17 protein-coding genes are annotated in these 17,851 nt (G+C 37.8%); all 17 read right to left on the bottom strand.

The window, feature by feature from the left end:
* Position 1: 1 nt before the first annotated feature.
* The 17 genes from AAA071_RS00265 to AAA071_RS00185 all read right to left on the bottom strand — a co-directional run bounded on the left by AAA071_RS00265 (position 2) and on the right by AAA071_RS00185 (position 17,838).
* Positions 2-1,108, bottom strand: a complete 1,107-nt coding sequence (locus AAA071_RS00265; RefSeq protein WP_004693340.1) for an acetyl-CoA C-acyltransferase — start codon at positions 1,106-1,108, stop codon at positions 2-4.
* 60 nt (positions 1,109-1,168) lie between these two features.
* Positions 1,169-1,681: a biotin transporter BioY gene (locus AAA071_RS00260; RefSeq protein ID WP_004693338.1), complete on the bottom strand. Its 513-nt coding sequence runs from the start codon at positions 1,679-1,681 to the stop codon at positions 1,169-1,171.
* Between the two features lie 8 nt (positions 1,682-1,689).
* Positions 1,690-2,187: a hypothetical protein gene (locus AAA071_RS00255; protein ID WP_349233989.1), complete on the bottom strand. Its 498-nt coding sequence runs from the start codon at positions 2,185-2,187 to the stop codon at positions 1,690-1,692.
* A gap of 242 nt (positions 2,188-2,429) precedes the next feature.
* A complete protein-coding gene (gene galU, locus AAA071_RS00250) occupies positions 2,430-3,293 on the bottom strand; it encodes a UTP--glucose-1-phosphate uridylyltransferase GalU (RefSeq protein WP_004693334.1) in 864 nt (287 codons plus the stop codon).
* Between the two features lie 13 nt (positions 3,294-3,306).
* Entirely contained in the window at positions 3,307-4,860 is a 1,554-nt protein-coding gene (locus AAA071_RS00245) for an LPS-assembly protein LptD (protein WP_004697340.1), read from the bottom strand.
* A 37-nt stretch (positions 4,861-4,897) separates the two neighbouring features.
* Positions 4,898-6,010, bottom strand: a complete 1,113-nt coding sequence (locus tag AAA071_RS00240) for a hypothetical protein (protein WP_038125303.1) — start codon at positions 6,008-6,010, stop codon at positions 4,898-4,900.
* A gap of 108 nt (positions 6,011-6,118) precedes the next feature.
* Positions 6,119-6,565 carry a hypothetical protein gene (locus AAA071_RS00235; RefSeq protein WP_004697051.1) on the bottom strand — a complete coding sequence of 149 codons (447 nt, stop codon included), beginning with the start codon at positions 6,563-6,565 and terminating at the stop codon, positions 6,119-6,121.
* A 261-nt stretch (positions 6,566-6,826) separates the two neighbouring features.
* Positions 6,827-7,834, bottom strand: a complete 1,008-nt coding sequence (hypE, locus tag AAA071_RS00230) for a hydrogenase expression/formation protein HypE (RefSeq protein ID WP_004697095.1) — start codon at positions 7,832-7,834, stop codon at positions 6,827-6,829.
* A gap of 1 nt (position 7,835) precedes the next feature.
* Positions 7,836-8,954 (bottom strand): hydrogenase formation protein HypD, encoded by a 1,119-nt coding sequence (hypD, locus tag AAA071_RS00225; RefSeq protein ID WP_287518550.1) that lies wholly within the window; start codon positions 8,952-8,954, stop codon positions 7,836-7,838.
* Entirely contained in the window at positions 8,914-9,165 is a 252-nt protein-coding gene (locus tag AAA071_RS00220) for a HypC/HybG/HupF family hydrogenase formation chaperone (RefSeq protein WP_287518548.1), read from the bottom strand. The genes hypD and AAA071_RS00220 overlap by 41 nt, the downstream gene beginning before the upstream one ends.
* 233 nt (positions 9,166-9,398) lie before the next feature.
* Positions 9,399-11,678 (bottom strand): carbamoyltransferase HypF, encoded by a 2,280-nt coding sequence (gene hypF / locus AAA071_RS00215; RefSeq protein WP_287518546.1) that lies wholly within the window; start codon positions 11,676-11,678, stop codon positions 9,399-9,401.
* A gap of 35 nt (positions 11,679-11,713) precedes the next feature.
* Complete coding sequence (gene scfB / locus AAA071_RS00210; RefSeq protein ID WP_119562816.1) at positions 11,714-13,123, bottom strand: thioether cross-link-forming SCIFF peptide maturase; 1,410 nt, start codon at positions 13,121-13,123, stop codon at positions 11,714-11,716.
* A gap of 166 nt (positions 13,124-13,289) precedes the next feature.
* On the bottom strand, positions 13,290-13,433 hold the full coding sequence (gene scfA / locus AAA071_RS00205) for a six-cysteine ranthipeptide SCIFF (RefSeq protein ID WP_004693318.1): 144 nt from the start codon (positions 13,431-13,433) through the stop codon (positions 13,290-13,292).
* Between the two features lie 100 nt (positions 13,434-13,533).
* Positions 13,534-14,295 (bottom strand): ECF transporter S component, encoded by a 762-nt coding sequence (locus AAA071_RS00200; protein ID WP_287518801.1) that lies wholly within the window; start codon positions 14,293-14,295, stop codon positions 13,534-13,536.
* A gap of 49 nt (positions 14,296-14,344) precedes the next feature.
* Positions 14,345-15,187: a hypothetical protein gene (locus AAA071_RS00195; protein ID WP_105086579.1), complete on the bottom strand. Its 843-nt coding sequence runs from the start codon at positions 15,185-15,187 to the stop codon at positions 14,345-14,347.
* Positions 15,180-15,584, bottom strand: a complete 405-nt coding sequence (locus tag AAA071_RS00190) for a hypothetical protein (protein WP_287518799.1) — start codon at positions 15,582-15,584, stop codon at positions 15,180-15,182. Before AAA071_RS00190 ends, AAA071_RS00195 begins: the two co-directional genes overlap by 8 nt.
* 115 nt (positions 15,585-15,699) lie before the next feature.
* Complete coding sequence (locus AAA071_RS00185) at positions 15,700-17,838, bottom strand: heavy metal translocating P-type ATPase (protein ID WP_287518797.1); 2,139 nt, start codon at positions 17,836-17,838, stop codon at positions 15,700-15,702.
* Between the last annotated feature and the right edge of the window lie 13 nt (positions 17,839-17,851).

The raw sequence follows: 17,851 nt of genomic DNA, 5'->3' as shown, positions 1-17,851 counted from the left end.
ATTACATACGTTCCATAATTAAAGCCGATCCTGTGCCTCCTGCACCAGCAATAGCGCATAAACCATAACGACCACCACAAGATTCTAAAGCAGCCATACAGTGAAGCACTAATATGGCGCCAGAACATCCATAGGGATGCCCATAAGCTAACGCTCCACCAAACATGTTATATTTCCCAATATGATTAGGATAAGTCTTATCAAAAAGAACATCAATAATGGCAAAGGCTTCATTCCATTCCACTACGTCAATATCATCCATAGTTAAACCTGTACGTTTTAAAATGGCTTCTGTGCTTTCAAGGGCACCCTCTGGACTAAACTGGGGATTTCCTGCCCAAGGTTTGACGCTATGAATTTTAAAAGGCCCTTTTTTATTAGATAAATATACAAAGGCTGCTCCATCATGAGTTAAACACGCATTGCCTGCATTTGTAATAGAGTCAGCTCCCAACAAAGGTTTCATCCTAGACAAGAGTTTTTCGTTCATCGTAGGTCGAATACATTCATCTATACATCTTTTACCATCTATAGTAATAGGCATAATATATGACTGTAAATATGGGTTATCTAAAGCTGCTGATGCTCTTTGATGACTGCCAATAATATGCGGATATAAATCTTCCTTTGTTACATTGTATTTATGAATAGTCCGCTCGGCCCCTTTGAGCATAGCTAAAGGCGATTGATCTTGGGGCGTAAATTGAGCTACCTTATAGGGACCTTCTCGGTCATCCCCAGATGCATACACCCGCTCTGGCTGTAACGACGAACTTTCAATACCGCCTGCAATAGCAGAATCCATAATACCAGACACAATATGTGCATATGCTATCTCAATACTCATCAAAGCTGAGGCACATTGCATATCAACGGTGATAGCAGGCACAGAATTTGGTAAATTACACATAAGACCCATGAGACGGCCAAGGTTACCACCAGTACCAACTGCATTACCACAGAAGATTCCATCTATATGTGAAATAGTATAACGATTAATTATTTCATCAATTACTTGAGAGCCCAAAATCTCGGGTCTCATATGTTTATATTGTCCATTTAAAACGCCGATAGGACTTCTAAGCCCACCATGAATATATACTGACATATATACTCCTTCTTAAAAGCAAAAAAGAGGCATCCCGCAGAATGCCACTTTAATTGTATTCTAAATTTTAACTTTAGTTGCTAACCAAGAAGCAACCAGACATTTTACGATATCTCCAGGAATAAATGGGAACATGACTACAGGCAAGGCCGCCCAAAGTTCTGTTTTTGTAACAATCATAAAACCTGCTACACCAAAGAGGTACACTACAGGAATAGTAATCACAAGAGATCGCCAGGCATAAGAGAAAAAGCTTTTTTTAGAACCTTTAAATATACTTAGTAATGTATATGCAACTGGCCAAGAAAAAATAAAGCCACCTGTTGGTCCCAACAATTTGCCAAGACCAGCCGTACCGCCAACAAATACTGGTAACCCAACTGCACCAAGCAAAATATAAATGATAAATACGATAAGTGCATCCTTAGGCTGTAACAATAAGCCGATTAATGTGGCTACCAAAGTCAAAGCCGTTACCATAGCGGGACTAAATGGCAATGGGAAAGAAATATATGCTGAAATACATAATAAGGCTGTTAATAAAGCCATTTTTGTTAAACGTCTTGTTTCCATAATTACCTCTAACTAATACATCTTTGTTTCAAAGATGATGAATCTTCATTTTCACCGAAAAACGTAGCCGAAAATGCCAATGTATCACCAATGTAACCTTCTACATGAGCATCTTCAGGATATTCCACCAAAGTTACCTTGTCATCTGCAATAACTGGTGCATGAAAATAAATTGCCATTTGCAGAGCAGATTTACTAATATTCCAAAAATCCCACATCGTTTCTAAAATCATGCAGCCAGGAACAACATAAGGATTCTCACGATGGATGGAATTCGTATCATTAATATCATTTACAAATCGTATGACCTCTTCCTTAGAAAAAGATATAGCACCATCTGTTCCCTGTTGATTTATAATAGAACGAATGTTAAATTGTTTTGGCACTGGTCGTAAATCGACCATTAAGAAGCCAGACGTATCCATAATACCAATTGTGGTGGTTTTTGCTACTTTCGATACAATTTCACATACCGTTCTATCACTACCTGAGGAATCATAATGCATATGTTTAATAACGCTATGTCCCGGTAGGTTCAAATCATTATTACATAATGCTTTAAATAATGTTCTCATATAATCACAGTCCTTTTATTTATTCAATATCTTGATTATAATCAACATTATTTCATTCGTCAACAAAAGGCATTGTTCATATGTTAACAAATATCAAATGAGTTTGAAACTATAAACAAAAAGAGCCTATGACACATATCATAGGCCCCTCACGTGGAAGTTTCATAGATTATCTATTTTAGATCTAACTCTTTTAAGTAAGCTTTAAAGCTTTCACCCAATTCTTCGTTGCGCAATGCATACTCAACAGTGGCTTTTAAATAGCCCAATTTATCCCCTGTATCGTAGCGAATACCTTCATATGCTAATGCATACGTATCCGTTTTAGAGGCTGCCAATGCATCAGTTAATTGGACTTCATTACCTACACCAGGCTTAGTAGCTTCTAAGATATTGAAAATATCTGGTGTTAAAATATAACGACCTAATACAGCGAGTCGAGATGGAGCATCCTCTTTCTTAGGTTTTTCCACCAAGTTATCAACGCGATATAAATTATCAGCCAATGCTTCGCCAGATACGATACCATAAGAGCTAACTTTATCTTCCGGTACAAATTGAGCACCTAAAATAATACCAGGATGCTCATTATAGCAATCAATCAACTGTTTTAAGCATGGATTTTCTGGATTGTAAACAATATCATCACCAAGTAATACTGCAAACGGCTCATCACCAATAAATGCTTTTGCACACAATACAGCATCACCAAGTCCACGAGGTGCTTTTTGACGAATAAAATGAACTTTAATGTCCGCCAAATCCTTGATCATAGCCAATGGTTTATTTTTACCTTGACTTTGTAATAACAATTCTAATTCAACACTACTATCAAAATGGTCCTCAATAGCACGTTTATTACGACCTGTAATAATTAGAATTTCTTCAATCCCAGAATCTAAAGCTTCTTTTACAATGTATTGGATAGCAGGTGTATCGACAATAGGAAGCATTTCTTTTGGTTGTGCCTTGGTAGCTGGTAAGAAACGTGTACCAAAACCAGCTGCTGGAATTACAGCTTTTCTAATGCGTTGCATAGTATTCTCCTAACTAAAAGTCTTTACCTACAAATTTAATTTTCCATTGATCATTTTTATTTTTATGTCCATCTTTATATGTTAAGTACATATCGAAGGAGTGTAAATCACGATGCCATGTATAATAAACAGAATCAATATCCCCACTCATCATGTTATTCTTAACACTTACAGAAATATCATCTAGGCGAGTCAATTTATACGTACCGCCATAAATAAGCTCTTTTGGAAGTTCTGTCGTGTCAAAACGATAAGGGGAATTATTGTAGGTTATATTTCGTTGATTATAGCTAACCCATACATTAGCACGATTACCAACTTTAGATTGGAATCTAGCACCCCAATAAGGCATACTACGGATACTACCATCATAACCATAGTAGTCACGTTGGTAACCACCTAAGAAGCGTAAATCAGCATTTTTACCAAGCTTAATCGGATCATGAGAAACCTCTGCATAATATTCTTTATGAGAACCTTTTACAGAGCCCTCTTTCCAATAACCAGCATTAACCCCACCACGTACAGTAATTGGAGAATTTCCTACATGATATGTATGAGTATCCAAACGAGCTTCACCTATTTTTTCTACCCATACTGTTTCATCATTATATTCATTAGATTCCTTGCTATAACCAACAGAAGCAGTCCCCCAAGGTAAATAATGACGATATCCCACCTGTGGTTTAAAACCAGATTTAGAATACCAACGATAGTCAATATAAGCTTCACCATTTTTACCGATGGGATATTCTGTACTACCATGTAAGCCAATACCATCATCGTTACTATACGTAGGTTTTGGTATTAAGGAAAAAATACTAAATTTGCCTTCTTTGTCATGACGCAATGAAGTCGTATAAGATGGCAAGGATAATACTTTAAAGTTTTTAATATAGAAGGATGGTTTTTTAATAACGACTTTATCACCAGGATATACCTGAATATCTTGACCCTCCACACGATAATCTGGAGTATGAACAAAAGCCATTGCATGTTTTGTAGTGACCATGCCCTTTTCCATATGGCCTATTTGTCCATCAAAAGTGGCGTTATTGCCCTTTACATAATAGGGATCGCTCCATCCCATGGCTTGGTCTGCCTCAAAGTGACGATCGCTAGTGCGATACGTCATATTTTGACCTGTAATATCTTTTGTTTTACCGCCATCTTCCAAATAGCGATAGCCCCCAACAGTACGATATTCTGTAGTTTTAGTATTACCTTCAATACGCGGGGCCATCAAAGTTTGATTGCCTTGAGACACCACAACATCGCCTTGAGCATATACATCACCTGTAGAGCCAGTATAAGACATTTTATTAGCATCGATACGTGTAGGCAACTGTTCAGCAGGAGCAGCAGATTTCGCTTTTTCACCACGACGTACAACACGGATATTACTATATTCAGGTGTAGATGCTTTAGAAATTTCTCCTGCATAGGATTGACCTACGCTATCCAATGTATCTTGATATACAATAGTTGACTCAGTAGCGGCCCATACAGGTTGTGCTAAACAAACAACACATGCCGCTGCCAGCCATTGTACTTTACGTTTCCTCATGGTTACTAGAACTCCTATTACTTTAAGAATTTGTTAATTATTGATTACGCTTTACAACAACGATAGGTTGAGAAACATTTTCTACAGGTTCTTCTGGCTCCTCAACTGCTGTAGTATCTTCAGCTACAGCTGCATTTTCATCAGTATCATTATTTTCTACATATTCTTCAGATTCACCTGTTGTATTAGGTACAGTTACAGCATCAGCTAATTCATCATCACTATGAGCTAACCCATCGCCACCAATAACAAGACCTTGAATTGTTACGGAATCTTGAGGTTGTACATATACAGTAGCACCAGCTGGGTACTCAATATTTTTACCTTTGATGAAAGCGCCCCCTACAAGCCCAACAGGACCGAGTAGAACTGCGCCCGCTACAGATGCACCTGCTGCTTTAACTTCACTACGGGTTTTATCCTTAGCCTCTTTACCTTGTACAGCAGTAAATTCTGTACCATCAATAGCTGGGATTGTATCAAATGTAATATCTAACGCACCATTACGACCAAAGGAACGAGCCTTTTTCAAAGAAGTAATTGTTCCGGAACCTACAGTGCCCGCAGGTACTAATAAGACATTGCCATCCATTACATTTTCTGCAACAGTAAAGGATATAGTGTCACCTTCATGACTAGTTTTAGAAGAAACCGCTTCATTTAGAGTCACTTTGAACACTTGATTACCAGACAATGTACCTACTTGGTTAGTAAGAGCCACATTGCTACCATATACCTTTGTCTTCAAAGAGATAATACGTTTTTGTAAGGAACCGCTACCAATGCGACCATTAACGCTACGTTCCATCTTTTCTACACGGTCTACAAGAGATCCTGCGTTAATGCTATTTTGATATGTATATTCCAATGCATCCATTTCTTCGCGCAAAGAAATATTAGTACCACTGCCCTCTACAGAATTGTAGAGGGAGTCAACACGTTTACTCAATGTTGCGGAATTACCATTGAAACCAGTACCATACACGGTTTCATCAAGTTGATTAATGCGGTCCACAACAGCACCATCTTGTACGGCTCCATATACAGTAGTTTCTAAAACATTTGTTTTTTCAGTTACTGTACCAGGAGCGGCAAATGCAGTGCCTGAAATTAGGGATGCCATTAAAAGTGTAAGTACTTGTTTCTTCATAAATTCCTCCACAATGTATCTAATGTATAACTGTTATACAACAGAATAAGCACGGGCCTAAGACCGTGCTTATTCCCTGAGTCTATCAATTTATATGCTCAGTGGCCATTAAATTTTCAAATCAATAATCGCAGATACACCTACGCCTTGAACACGAGATGCACCAACTGGGTTTGTGCTATTCACAGGAACTAATCCTTTTACACGAACCATACCATTAAAGCTACCTTCTACTTGAGCAACAGCTTTAACTTCTTCAATGCTAGAAGCAGGCCCAGTAACTTGAGCCGCACCGATATAACCTTTTGTACCAATACTGATAATAGGAACTACTTTAGTTGTATATTCAGTACTCAAGTTATTTTGTTTCAATAATTTATTTAGGAAAGAGTCAATTTGTGGACCAAATTTGTTAACAACAATGCCGATACCACCAATTTTAGCTGCACCACCAAGAATGCTGCTAAGTCCACCAGCTTGAGTTGTCAAGATACCACCAAATGCAGTTGTAGTTAAACAAATCCCTAGAACAGCTGTAATAATCTTCTTTTTCATAATAAGCCTCCTATAGATACTTATATTTTAACAAATTCTATACATAGATTCTAGTGAAAGTATAAGAACTTACACATAAAGATACTAACATAATATAGATTTTCGATGAATTCTTAATGAATTTTACGCAACTTAATTTAATGCTACCATCAACGATAAATCGTGTCAACATCTAATACAAGCTACATCTAGAAAGCTCAAAAATTGAAATAAAAAGATTAACAAAATGATATAGTTTAATTACTTTTATTAATTATAAATTTAACAAATTCGTGGAACCTGATCTTCGCCTAATAAATCAATCAGACGAACACCTCCAATAGCCGTTTGTAGACCAACCTTACCAATATTTTTATCTATAGTCTTACCAATTAAAACAGCTTCACTGCCCTCTTTAAAGCTATGAAGAATCTTAAGGACTTCGTTCGTAATAGATGGCTCTACAATAAGAACCACTTTCCCTTCATTCGCTAAATATAAAGGGTCATACCCTAATATATTACATACTGACTGTACCTCTTCATGAATTGGTATAGCCGTTTCTTCAACCTTAATGCCTACTTGACTCTGATCAGCAATCTCTTTTAAAACGGTACCTAGGCCACCACGAGTGGGATCTCTCAACAAAGCAACTTGAGTTCCTACTTTATCTAATACTGCTTGAACCATCTTATTTAGTGGTGCACAGTCAGTTGTTAAGGAGTCAGATAAATCTAAACCAAACCGTTGCCCCATAACGGCAATGGAGTGATCTCCAATAGCACCTGACAAAATGATATCTAGCCCTGCTTTTACGCGATGTGGACCAATATCTATTCCATCTGGAATCATACCAATACCAGCAGTATTAATGTAGATTTTATCTACTTCGCCCTTTTTAACGACCTTTGTATCACCTGTAACAATTTGAACATTTGCGGCTTTTGCCATTTCTGACATAGTGCGAAGAATTTCATCTAGCTCTTCAAAGGCCAAACCTTCTTCTAAAATAAGACCACAACTTAAATATTGAGGTATCGCACCATTCATGGCTAAATCATTCACAGTTCCACAAACAGCCAACTTGCCAATATTACCACCAGGAAAGAACGCAGGTTGCACCACATAAGAATCTGTAGAGAAGGCCATGCGCCCGGCTGTAACAGGAAACTGGGCACCATCGTGTAGGGGCGCCAATAAATCATTTGTAAAATATTTCAAAATAAAACGGTCCGTCAACTCATGACTAAATCGTCCACCATTACCATGGACTAAGCGAACTCGTTCCATATTAATCCTCCCACGTCGATCCACCACTAGAATAACCATATTTATACCATGCAGCACAGCTACCCTCTACAGATACCATACAGGCACCTACTGGATGATCTGCGGTACAGCTTTTACCAAATAACAGACATTCACTAGGTTTAATAAGGCCTTGTAAAACACGTCCACATTGACAGCCTTTAGGATCAAGGGATGGTTTATCTAAGTTAATAGGTAGGACAAGCTCTACATCGTAAGCTGCATATTCACCCTTTAATGCTAAACCAGAGTTAGGAATAACACCAATACCACGCCATACATCATCGCATACTTCATATACTTCCTCGATCATAGCTTGGGCTACAGGGTTTCCCTTCTGCATAACTACAGAATGATACGTATTACCCACCACAATATTACCAGACTCACGTTGCTCTAAAATATTAGCTATGGCAGACAATATTTCTAAGCCATCAAAGCCAGCGATACAAGATGGAATACCGTATTCTTTGGGCAAAAATCGGTATGGTTCTTCACCAATAATAACACTCACATGGCCAGGTAAAATAAATCCATCGATATGACCTTCTTGTTTATCTAATAGTGCACGCAATGCTGGAGGCACTAATTTATGAGATACTAAGAAGAATACATTCTTAAGTCCTGCTGCGTGAACGGCTTTCACAGTAGCACATATAATCGCAATAGTCGTTTCAAAGCCAATAGCTAAGAATATTATTTTCTTTTCTGGATATTTTTTGCTAAGTTCTATTACCTCTAAAGGCGTATAAATAACATGGATATGAGCTCCTTTTGTTTGAGCTTCATTGAGACTACTATAGCTACCTGGAACCTTTAACATATCCCCAAAGGTAGCAATAATAACATCCTCACGTTCTGCATAGGCTAAAGCCTTATCCATATAGGTTTGATCAGTTACACATACTGGACATCCTGGTCCACTAACAAGTTCTATGCCACTTGGCAATAATTGACGAAGACCTTCTCGGAAAATCGATACTGTATGCGTACCACAAACCTCCATAAGCCGCACAGTTTCACCGGGCTTATGAAGCGCATTGATGCGCCTTAACAAAGCATCAGCTGTGTGCTGCTTTTCCTGCAAAGTAAGATTCTTCAAGTTCTTCTAACTCCTTAAAGGCCTCTAATGTTTTTTGAGCCTCTTCTTCATCAACAATTTGTACAGCAAAACCTGCATGAACTAACAACCAGTCCCCGACCTTTGCATCTGGTACGAGGAGCAAACTGCAGTCACGGGTAGCACCTGTCAATTCAACGGTACCAATAGCGTTATTCACAGCAATCAATTGCGCTGGTACAGCTAAGCACATAATATCTCCTTATCTATATCATTTATAACAAGTTTTATATACATTTACTTTAATATAACATCTTCAAAATATATGAATAAAATTAATATTATTGTACCACAGTTACACTCATTATTTAGTGATAGTGGCCACAAACAACTAGAGCTTAAACTGTCTATACAACTCATATGGATTAAACAATATTCAAAACATTACTAAATAAATTTGTCTAAGAATAAGATCTACGTGACAATTTATAATTGACTTCCTAACCACAATTGTCCTAAAGCAAGTCCACCATCATTAGAAGGAACCGCTTCATTCATATATAAATTACCTATATGCCACGTCCTATATATGAATTCTAATAATTTACGATTTTGAAATACACCACCAGACATGGCTGCATCACTAATATTATATCGCTCCATCAAGTCTGCAGCCGTTTCACATAGTGCTATTGCCATTGTTTTATGAAATGAAGCGGCTAAATGAGCTCGACATTCACCACGAACAACACCATCCATAATAGATTGAACTGTAGGTGTAAAGTCAAGAATATGTCCATCATAATTGTAAGCAAGTAATGATCCTTTTTCATCACCACATAGAGTTTCTAAAGCAATGGCAATTTGTGCATCATAACTATGGACCATACCAAGACCTAATAAAGCACCTACAGTATCAAATAGTCGCCCACAGCTTGTAGCTTGAATCATGGGCATCGTAGATTGTAATGCTTTATCTAAAATTTCCCATCCCTTTGGAAGTTTTTTCATCCATTCTTGATATACAAAAGGGATATCATCGCCATAATAATTACGAATATACCATAAGGCTTGTCGCCAAGGTTCAGTAACAGCCTTTTCTCCGCCAGGCAATGGAGCCGCATGAATATGTGCCAATCTCTGATATTGATTGCCTTTACAAAGGAGAAATTCTCCCCCCCATATAGTTCCATCTGGACCATAGCCAGTACCATCCATAGCAATCCCTAGTACAAGCCCCCTTAAATTGTGTTCCGCCATAACAGACGCTATATGAGCATGATGATGCTGAACAGGTACAACAGAAAGATGGAAACTTTCGCCTATTTTTTCACCTAACCGAGAAGAGAAAAACTGGGGATGACTATCTATAATAATCTTTTCTGGTTGTATAGAAAATAAATTTTTATATCGCTCAATAGTCCATTCTAGGGTTTTATGAGTAGATGCATTCTCTAAATCTCCAATATGGGGTCCTACAAGAACTTCACTACCTTTATTCACAGCAAACGCATTTTTCAAATCACTGCCCATAGCTAATATCGAAGTTTGTTCTAAACCGTCACAATGAATTGGCTCAGGTACATAGCCACGACTGCGACGAATAAATCGAGGTTTATTATTGATGACCACCACCACAGAATCATCAAGGGGAGCATAGATTTCACGATTATGAATGAGGAAATAATCTGCTACCTCACCTAGTTCATTAAACGCTTGATCGTCGTTATATAATACGGAATCACCGCTTTTGTTACCACTGGTCATAACCCATGCCGCATCAGAAGGTAATAACACCTCATGCATTGGTGAATAAGGCAACATAACACCTAACATACGATTATCAGGAGCCACATAAGAGCTCAAATGGACAGAACTATTATGATTTTTTTCTAATAACACAATAGGACGTTCCATCCCCGTCAATATATCTAGTTCTACATCATTAATATGTACTAACTCAATCGCCATATCTAGAGTTCCCACCATTATCGCTAATGGTTTATGCGATCTATTCTTTCGCTTACGTAAGCGTTGTACAGCAGCGTCATTTCTAGCATCGCAAACAAGATGATATCCTCCTACACCTTTTATTGCGATAATACTACCTTCATTAATTAGTTCCCGCGTAGTGTTCCATATATTCACTGTATCCACAGCCTTACGATCTGGCTTATACAATGTATATTGGGGGCCGCAGCGAGAGCATGCATTTGGCTCTGCTCTATAGCGACGCCCTTCTATATCTTCATATTCAGCCTTACAATCTTCACACATGGGAAACTCGTTCATCGTCGTCCGCTCCCGATCATAGGGCAAAGATTTGATAATCGTATACCTTGGTCCGCAATTTGTACAGTTGATGAAAGGATATTCCTTTCTACGTTTATCTTGTTGTAACTCTTTAAGGCAATCATTACAAGGTGCTGTATCGGCACTAATAAAGGTACTCACGGATTCATCTAATGGAGATGGCTGTACAACAAAATCACTTTCATGCATATTAAGTGTAAGATGCTGTACAGTTTGACTAGTAATGCGACATAAACGAGGTTGCTCCTCTTGAACAGCATCTAAGAATAACTGCAATTCACCTAGAAAACCTTGAATTTCAACATACACACCTTGACTATCATTATATACAAAACCTGTTAATCCTAGGGAATGGGCCAACATAGAAACAAGGGGCCGGAATCCGACCCCTTGAACTATACCGGTATAGCGAATTCCCCAGCGTTCTGTAGTTTGATTACTATTTTGGTTCATATAAACTCCTACTATACTCGGAGAATCAAGTGTAATTAACCTAATGCAACAGGAATACTTCCATCAATACCAGCTTGTTCTAATTCGGCTTGAATCATAATAGCACATTCGATGCGTTTCTTCTGTAAACGACAACCAAATTCATAAGGTGTTTCTAGATCGCCACCCAATGTAATGTTGTTAGCATGACAACCACCGGAACAGAAGAATTTCGCCCAACATTCAGCACAAGTTGGTTTGGAGAATACATGTGTATTGCGGAAATCTTTAGGAATTTCTGTATTTTGTAAACCATCATACACATTACCAAGCACGTATCCATCTTTACCTACAAATTGGTGACATGGGTAAATATCGCCATTAGGTACGACTGCCATATATTCATGACCTGCCCCACAACCACGAAGGCGTTTCGCCATACATGGCCCACGATATAAATCCATGCGGAAGTGGAAGAAGTTAAACTTCTCACCCCAACCTTCTAACTGGCGTTGTAAATAAATATCTGCTAATTTTTCATATTCTTTCTCTAGAGCTGGCCAATCTTCTTCACGAAGCACATAGTCCCCTTCTTCACCGACAACAGGCTCCATGGACAAATGCTCAAAGCCAAGATCAGACATTGCCATAACGTCTTTAGTAAAGTCTAAGTTTTTATGAGTATATGTACCACGTACATAATATTCAAGACCGTGACGTTGTTTTACTGCGTTGATAAGGTTTTTAGCAATATATTTATAAGACTCTGCACCACTACCTGCTACTGGACGCATTGCATTATGTACGGATTCACGACCATCCAAAGACAATACTAAACTCATCTTGTGTTTGTTTACATAGTCGATTTTATCTTGTGTTAAAAGCATACCATTCGTAGTCAATGTAAGCTTAAATATCTTATTGTGCTTTTCTTGAATGGATTCAATGTATTCAACCGTTTGCTTAACAACATCCCAGTTCAACAATGGCTCACCACCGAAAAAGTCAATTTCGCAATGTTGGCGAGGTCCACTCATTTTAATAAGAAAGTCCACAGCTCGTTTTGCTACATCAAAGCTCATCAATTCTCGTTTAACACCGCCGTAATCCCCTTGACTAGCAAAGCAATATTTGCATGCTAAATTACAATCATGAGCAATATTTAAGCATAATGCCTTAACAATAGGTTTCTCACCTACTACAAGTTTAAACTCTTTACTCATCGGTGCAAATAATTGCTCCGCTTTGATGAGCTCATCTAACTCGTCCATAATCTCATCTAGTTCTACTGCATCTTCTTTAGCATCTAACGAAGCATGTACAGCATCGCGATTAGTGCCATCATATATGTCAAGAACTCTATCGATGAGTTCGTCGATAACATGGATAATACCACTATTTACGTCTAAGCAGTAATAGTTATCCTTCATCCGAAACTTATGGATCATTGGTTTTAATTCTAACATGGTACCTCCAATTGATTTGTATGGTAAAAGCTCTAGTATATAGAACTTTCTAGATAATTGTACCACATTTCCACACTAAACGTTATAAAAAGAGTCATAAAGATATACTATACAATGTATGTCTTTAAAACATAAATAAAAAAGGCCCGCTAAGCGAGCCTCTTCATTATTTTTGTTTGCAAACTTGGTTACCAACTGTGCAGCTTGTTTTACAAGCGGATTGGCAAGATGTTTGACATTCCCCACAACCGCCAGTTTTAGCAGTTTTTTGTAAGGATTCAGTGTTGATAGTACGAATACGTTTAGCCATGATTATCCTCCTCAATACTTATCGAATGATATTTATTTTATCATATTTATAAAAAGCCTGTAAAATACTATTTCGTTATATTTTCGTCTACAACTTCAGCTTATTTGGTTTCTACCACTTCAGTTTCTCCTAATTGATGGTCTGTAACTTTTGCGTCTCGCATAGCTTCACCTTTAGTTTTCTTAGGAGCATCCTTACGCAATACTTTTCGTAAAGCCATTGCCACCGGTGTTACAATTACAGCAGCAAAAACTGCTTCTGGAATACCATGTGTAACAGACAAGAATACAATAGAGCCTAATACTTGATCTGGACTAAGATTCATTTTAAGAGCAAACATATCTGCATAGAGTAAGAAGATTAATCCCATAACCATGATCGTATGAAATACAGTCCCCATAAAAGCAGAAACAATAATACGCGGACCTTGCGGTGCTTTCCACAATAATAGATATACCAAATATGCTAATACTGGGAAAAGTATACGCGGTAATACGGAAATGATTGGATTAATAAATAGTGGGGATAAAATATTAGGAGCTGTAATATTTTGCCACAAACTATAGCAACCAAAGATAAAGCCAACAAAGGCCCCCACTTTTGGTCCTTCTACAATAGCACCAATTAGAGTTGGTACATGTAAAGTTGTTACATTTAGCGGCCCTAATGGAATAATACCATAACCAGAAAGCCCTAATGCAATAGTGATACCTGCTAGTAGACCAATAATTGTCAATTCTCGAATCGTAATGCCACTTTTTTTCTCTTTCTTGGCCTCTTTACGTTCAACTTGCTTCAGTTTTTCATTGTCGTGGATTGATACAGTTGAGTTATCATCCAATGGATGTTCAATGTTGTTCATAGATCCTCCTTCGCTCTCATTCCTTACGGATATAAGTCGAAACTAGAAATTAAATACGTTCACGGCGTCGTGAAATAATACCACGCTCTACCAATGCACCTATAATCACTGCTCCACCGGTCATACCAGCTTCTAATAAAGTTGGAGTTACAAACACTAGTGGATTACCTTGGTACGTTGGAAAAACGGTGGGAACTAAAGATAAAATAAATTCTGGAATATAACCACCATACAAGATATGAGCGTTCATAGCAAGCCATATGCCTGCAGTAATAATGATACGCAACAAACGTACACCCTTATATGCTAAATCTCTTGGATACAAATAGAATACAAAGACCAATAAAGAAACTAATAATAATACAAGTTCAGCAAATAATATATTTACATTCATGGATGATGCATACATAAAATATACCATCGGATCTTGTAAATCTATATATAGGATTGAGCCAATATACAAGAACGGAATCGGTATAGTATAGGCAATTATATCTAATGCTTCATCAATCATACCCCATCGATAAGTACGATTGAAAAACTTCGTAGCTAATAAACCACATAACTCAATGAGAACTTGAACGATAAAATACACCACAAATAAAAGTAATGCTTTTGCTAATCCATTATCTACATTAAAGCTAAATGGTGTATGAAGAAACGAAAATACCATCCACCAAGCCCAACTATAAGCATGATACCCCATGCTTAGCGGTAAATCATCGTTAAACTTGGCATTCTTTAGTCGTCGCACCATAATTGGTATGACTAGCGACAAAACTGGAAACACTAAAATGGATAATGATAATGCCCCACTTAATGAAAGTACTGTTGTAATAGCACTTACAAAAAGTGAACAAATTAACGTAAATAGCCAAAAACTTTTATTCATTACAGCCTCCCACTAATCGAGTTAAGCCATAAGCTATAAGCAAGCTAAATGTGACACTTAAATACATAGCTAATAAAAAGGCTATATCACGACCTACTGTTGGCCATCCCCACAACATGGATAAATCAACACCTAAAAAAATACCTTTATAGCTGATACCATGAACGACAACCCAACTCACTACATAAGCAATGCGACTTATAGATTTACCATCATCAAAGGTACTGCTTTTAAATGATAAATAGGCCCAAGGCATACATAAGGATAACAATAAATACCATACTAGTGCTACGGTCGCACTCGATCCATTATGAATCATATATGCAATAATGGGGATTACCACAATAAATAGATTCAAATAGAAGGAGCGCTTACAAATATCTATTAATGTGTTCATAAAGATCTCCTATGATATGTAATCTCTTTGTATTTTACAATAATCATAGATAAATGTCATCAAAAAAGAAAAACCTCCATACAGGTAAATCAATACCTTATACGGAGGTTTTTAATTAAGCCACTACAGAGTCAGCTGTTACATCAATTGTAGGAACAGTTTCCTTTTGTTCTTCTTTCTTCAACAATGGAGTCATGCTTTCTAAGCCGATACCCAATGTGAATAGATTATGCAACCATGCTGTTTGGCTTGGCGGCATAATACCGAGTACGCCACCACCTACAAGAGCACCATTGAAACCAACGATACCATTGTAATTTGCTTTGATGCGTTTCATCAATGCCATAGAAATGCGGCGTAAATCTACAAGAGCTTGTAGATGATCAGAAGAAATAGTAACATTTGCAATTTTTTGAGCGATTGGCGCGCCTTCATTCATCGCAATACCAACATGTGCCTCAGAAATTGCTGGGGAATCATTGATGCCATCCCCTACCATCATAACAGTATAGCCTTCAGCTTTTGCTTGTTTTACATAAGCTGCTTTATCTTCTGGTAATACTTCAGCATGCACTTCATCAATACCGAGTTCGTCAGCTACGCGTTGTGCATTACGTTTGGAGTCGCCAGTCATCATGACAACCTTTTTAATGCCCAAAGTATGTAAATCAGCTATAACTTGTTTTGCTTCCTCACGAACAGGGTCTTTAATGCAAATAACCGCTGCTAGTGTACCCCCAATAGCGAGGTAAATATGAGAGGAAGAATTTGGTAAATTATTGAACTTTTCTTGTTCATCTGCAGGAATCTTTGTTTTTTCATCATCAAAGATATAATGAGCACTACCAATGCGTACACGATAGCGACCAACCTTAGATGCAATACCATGAGCCACAACGTATTCTACGTCAGAGTGCATTTCCTTGTGAGGTAATGCATGATCCTTAGCAGCACGTACAATTGCTTTTGCCATGGAATGAGGGAAATGCTCCTCAATACATGCAGCTAATTTCAACATTTCATCTGCATCATGACCGTTAAATGGAATAATTTGTTCAAACTCAGGTTCAGCTTTAGTAAGAGTGCCTGTTTTATCAAATACAATCATATCTGCTTGTGCAATTTGTTCTAGGAACTTACCACCTTTAACAGTGATACCGCGTTTAGATGCTTCTTGCATAGCGGAAAGTACTGCTAAAGGAATAGATAATTTTAATGCACAAGAGAAGTCAACCATTACGAAAGACAATGCTTTCATCACATTGCGAGTCAACAAGTATGTTAAACCAGCGCCAATGAAGCTAATTGGAACTAATTTATCTGCCATGCGATATGCTTGTTGTTCCATACCGGATTTCATTTGTTCAGATTCTTCGATAAGGTTGACTATTTTTTCGTAACGAGATGATTTAGATGTACTACGTACTTCTACAATAGCTTTACCGTCTTCAACAACAGTACCAGCATATACAGAAGTATCTTTATCACGACGAACTGCTTCTGGTTCACCAGTCATGGAGCTTTCATTTACAAGAACAACACCATCGATAACGACGCCATCCAATGGAATCACTTCGCCTTGACGAATGATAATTTGATCGCCTGCCACAACTTCGTTAACTGGCTTGCTCACTTCAATGTCATCAACTAAAACCCATACTTTATCTACGTTCAAGGACATGCTTTGAGCGAGATTTAATACAGATTTACGGTGAGTCCATTCTTCTAAGATATCACCAATACCTAATAGGTACATAACAGCGCCAGCTGTAGGGTAATCCTTTTGAAGTAATGCAGCACCAATAGCTACACCATCAAGTACTTCGACAGTTAACTTACGTTGCCACAATGTTTTAATAGCCTTACCAATAAATTTAATACCATCAAACCAAGCCCATGCAGCTGCAATAGGCGCAGGAAGCACTGCTTTTTTACCTAAGTAAAGTGCAGTACGGTTGATCATCATTTCACGGTATTTTTTATTTACCAAGCGAGGAGAATATTCGTTTAAAGCAGGAGCTTCAGACAAATCTAAATCGCGTAGACCTAGCACTGCATCACGCACAGCATCAACATCGCCAGTATGTTTAATGGCGATTTGACTGCTACGAGTGTAGAAGGTTACATCTACAATTGCATCATTAAGGAGTAATGTATCCTCTACATAAGCTGCTTCAGCCTCTGTAAAGTGATGACCAGTTACCTTAACATGCAAGCGATTTCTGAGTTTTTTTACTACAGAAAATTGTAACATATGTGCAATCCTC

Origin of the sequence: Veillonella parvula, assembly GCF_040097785.1 — a bacterium.
Classification (GTDB): Bacteria; Bacillota; Negativicutes; order Veillonellales; family Veillonellaceae; genus Veillonella; species Veillonella parvula_D.
The sequence above is the reverse complement of the archived record's forward strand: the minus strand, read 5'-3'. Positions and strand labels throughout refer to the sequence as shown.